Origin of the sequence: Pseudomonas protegens (genome assembly GCF_003732485.1) — a bacterium.
Taxonomy (GTDB): domain Bacteria; phylum Pseudomonadota; class Gammaproteobacteria; order Pseudomonadales; family Pseudomonadaceae; genus Aquipseudomonas; species Aquipseudomonas protegens_B.
This window is the reverse complement of the sequence record NZ_MOAK01000033.1, coordinates 38,122-41,904: the sequence shown is the minus strand read 5'-3', so window position 1 is coordinate 41,904 and position 3,783 is coordinate 38,122. Positions and strand designations below refer to the sequence as shown.

General features: G+C 65.3%; 4 protein-coding genes. All 4 read right to left on the bottom strand.

Annotated elements, in window-relative coordinates; all coding sequences use genetic code 11:
• Positions 1-61: 61 nt before the first annotated feature.
• A complete protein-coding gene (locus tag BLX41_RS05495; RefSeq protein ID WP_123724082.1) occupies positions 62-1,528 on the bottom strand; it encodes a GDL motif peptide-associated radical SAM/SPASM maturase in 1,467 nt (488 codons plus the stop codon).
• Between the two features lie 136 nt (positions 1,529-1,664).
• A complete protein-coding gene (locus tag BLX41_RS05490) occupies positions 1,665-2,273 on the bottom strand; it encodes a DUF1842 domain-containing protein (protein WP_123724081.1) in 609 nt (202 codons plus the stop codon).
• 52 nt (positions 2,274-2,325) lie between these two features.
• Entirely contained in the window at positions 2,326-2,955 is a 630-nt protein-coding gene (locus tag BLX41_RS05485) for a DUF1842 domain-containing protein (protein ID WP_123724080.1), read from the bottom strand.
• A 36-nt stretch (positions 2,956-2,991) separates the two neighbouring features.
• The gene (locus BLX41_RS05480) at positions 2,992-3,180 is read right to left on the bottom strand and encodes a DUF1843 domain-containing protein (protein WP_123724079.1); all 189 of its coding nucleotides are present in this window, start codon (positions 3,178-3,180) and stop codon (positions 2,992-2,994) included.
• Positions 3,181-3,783 lie beyond the last annotated feature (603 nt).

Sequence of the window (3,783 nt, the reverse complement as noted above, 5' to 3'; positions counted from 1 at the left end):
GGCGGGGCCGCTATACCCGCCGCCGCGCCTGGGGCTGGCGCGGTGGCGGGGCGGGCGGGGGCTACAGGCGCGGTTGCTCCTGGGGCATGCCCAGCAACTGGTGCAGGGTGTTGATCAGCGCCTGCTGGCGCAGCCGGTCTTCCTGGTGCCGGGCCTCTGCGGCGGCGACATCGGCGTGGCAGTGCGGGCAAGTGCTTTCATGGGTGTGGATGTACTCCAGGCAACTGCGGCACAGGGCCAGGCGCGGCGGGATGCGACCTTCCTCGGGGGAGGCCTGGCCCTGGTTGACCCAGGCCAGCTTGATCACCTGGCCGCTGTCGCTGACGCTGGAGACCGCCTCGCCGGTGTCGATGCGCTCGGTGATCAGGTCGAAGCGGCCCACCGAGAACGACGCCGGGCCGGCGTCTTCGAGTTTGACGATGCGCTCGCGCAGGCCCTTTTTCGCCAGGTCCAGGGTCCGGTAATGGCAGTAGGGGTTGTTCCCCGGCTTGCCCAGCAGCGAGTGCGAGGTCCAGGTGCAACCGCCGCGGCAGACGTCGTTGTAGTAGCAGGTGCGGCAGTAGCCCCACAGGTCGTCCACCGAGCGCAGGCGGCCGAAGTGGATGCCTTCGCTGTAGTGCCAGATGTCGTGCAGGCTCATGCTGCGCACGTTGCCACCGGAGAAACCCACGGTGGCCAGGGACGGGCAGCCCTTGACCGTGCCGTCGGCTTCCAGGGCCAGCACCGTCTGCCCGGCGGCGCAGCCGCTCCAGTGCACACGGTCGTCGCCGAAGCCGCGCCACATGTGTTCGTAGGGGCCGTAGTAGCCGATGTTGTTGCCCACGTTCATCAGCAAGCCGCGCTCGGCACCTTCGCGATACAGCCGGGCCAGCAGCGGCATCACCTCCAGCAATTGATAGGGCTGCAACAGCAGCTCGGGGTGATCCACGGCGTTGCCCATGGCCACCGTCAGCTGGATCTGCCAGTGGCTGGCGCCGGCATCGATGATCAGTTCCATCAGGGCCGGCAGGTCGGGCAGGGTGGCGGCGCCGATCTGGGTGTTGACGCTGACCTTGAGGCCGGCCTGCCTGGCCCGGCGCAGGGTGTCCAGGGCCTTGTCGAAGGAGCCTTTGACGTTGCGCACCGCATCATGCAGCGGCGCCAGGCCGTCCAGGGACACGCCGACGCCATTGAGCCCGGCGTCCACTGCGGCCTGCATCTTGGCCGGGGTCAGGTTGCGTCCGCCGGTCTGGATCGCCACGTACATGCCGTGGTCGTGGATGGCCTGGATCAGCCGCGTCCAGTCCTTGCGCAAATAGGCTTCGCCGCCGATCAGGGTGACTTCCCGGGTGCCCAGGGCGGCGATGGAATCGATCACCGACAGGCATTCCTGGGTGTTCAGCTCGCCGGGGCGCCGATGCCCGGCACGGGAGCCGCAATGCAGGCACTTGAGGTCGCAGGCGAGGGTGATTTCCCAGACCACGTGCACCGGCACATAGCGCTTGAGGTCGGTTTCGCTGAGGTAGCGGGCGGGGAGACGGTCTGACATGAAAGATCCTTGCGCACCCAGCGGTGCGCGGCACCAACCCATCGAAATAGGCGCGCCTTCCTTGTGCGGCAATGGCGCGATCGGTTTACCGCAACCCTGGGGCCGCCCCTTGCCGGCCGGCCCCGGGTGCCTGGGCTCAGCGACGTTCCAGGCGGCTGATTTCCGCTTGCAACTGCTGCACCGCCTGGCTCAGGTTGTCACTGTTGGCCAGTTGCTGCTCGCCCTGGGCCACCAGCGCCTTGAGCCGCGCCAGATCGCCGCTGCTCTGAGCCTGCTGCAGCGCCACGGCATACAGCGGCTGCGGGTACAGATGCCGCTGATCGTCCTTGGGTACCGGCTCGGCGTTGGCCGCTTGATCCACGGGCGCCTGGCTCACGGCGGCATGCTGGACCACATGCCAATGGCCCTGGTACAGGTACTTGTAGCTGGCAAAGCCGCTGGCCCAGTCCAGGCCGAGGATGCCCTGCAGCTGGAAGGTCTGGGAGATATCGCTGTTGGGGCCGCTGGGGTTGCCGGCCAGGCTGAGGATGATGTGCCCCTCGCTGGACGGGTCGAGCTTGACCTGGGAGTAGTCGCCCCAGACATCGGCGTGGAAGCGCACCGGTGGCGACGTGCTCTGGGTCACACGGGCGATGCCGCTGACCCGTTTTTTCGGGGTGTCGACCAGCAGGTCGAGGGTCAGCACCGGGCCACCGATCACAGGGTTGGCGACGATGAGGCGGGTATGGAACAGTCCGATTGTCATGCTGCAACTCCTTATCTCGATAGAAGACATCAGGTTCGCTGGACGGCCGGAATCAGCGCCGCTCGTGCTTGTCGATCTCGGCCTTGGCCGCATCCAGCGCCGTGCGGATCAGCGGCAACTGCTCCAGTTGCTGGGTGGCCACCTTGTGCAGGCTCTTCATCTGCGCCAGGTCGCCGCTGGCGATGGCGCCGTGGATCGGTGCCGCGTACAGCGCCGAGATCGGTGGCAGCGGGCGGTTGGGCTGGCCATGGTGAGGGGCCGAGAGGGTGCTGGACTGCACGGGTTCCTGCAGATGGGCGGGGACCTGATTGACCGATACCCAGCTGTGTCCGTTGTAGTACTGGTAGTTGGCCACGCCTTCCTTCCAGTCCTCGCCGACCACCAGATGCAGCTTGAAGTTGATGACGGAGTTGGAACCGGGTCCGCCCTGATTGCCCTGGGCGGTGACGAGGATCTTGCTGGTGCTCGGTGGCATGACCGTCAGGTAGGTGTACTGACCCCAGACTTCGCTATGCAGGTCCAGGGGCGGATTGACCGCCTGAGTGATGGACGACGTGCCGCGCACGCTGTGCTCGGGGGCGTAGACCAACAGATTGAGGATCAGGGTCTGAGCCCCGGGTTGCGAGGTACCGATGCGATAGCTCAGGGGGAACAGGCCTTCTTGGGGGATAGAACCAGACATTTGTTTTGCCTCCATTCAATGACGGGGAAACAGCGACTAGTGCTGTTCCAGGCGGGCGACTTCCTTGGCCAGCTGTTCGTAGGCGTTGTGCAGATCCTTGGGTTCGGACTCTTTCGGACCGCGCTTGGCCAACAGGGCTTTCATCTGGGGCAGCTTGCCTTCGGAGATCGCCGATTGAATGGCCACCCCGTAGGGTGGAATCACATGTTGAGATGCATTGCTCATGGCGTGTGCCTTCCGTGGGTGTGGATGGGTGCTGCGGTACTCGGCAGCTTTTGCAGTTAAGCAGCGCGGGTGGAAAGGGCGGGGTAATGGCACATTGATTTTGTGGGTTTCCGACAGGTGGATTCACGGGGGATCGAGGGGGGATTTGGGGGGAATTCCAAAGGGCGATATGCAGGGGGGAGGTGATTGCGGATGGCGATAGAGGGGTGGGTTTTTCGCGGGGCTAATCCGGTGATGCGGGGTGGCCGCTGGCGGTTTTGCCTTTGGGGTGAGGGTGCGGGGTACATATCCGTTGTTGTGGGTGCGGCCACTTATGGTTTCGCTCTTACAGCGAGTGGGACGGGGTACATATCCATTCCTGCGGGTGTGGCCACTTATGGTTTCGCCCTTACGGCGAGTCCCTTTTTACAAACGCCTAAAAAGGAACCAAAAACGCTTGCCCCTCCATGGGCCCCTCGCTAAGGCTCGGGGTTCCCTCTCTCCGGCATTGCTCCGGGGGCCGCCGCCAACCGGCCATCCATGGCCGGGTGGCGGCTAGCTCGGCATCCCTGCCGAGCTGCCCCCTACGCAACGCCTGCGTTCGGCCGGCTGGGAAGGGGCCTG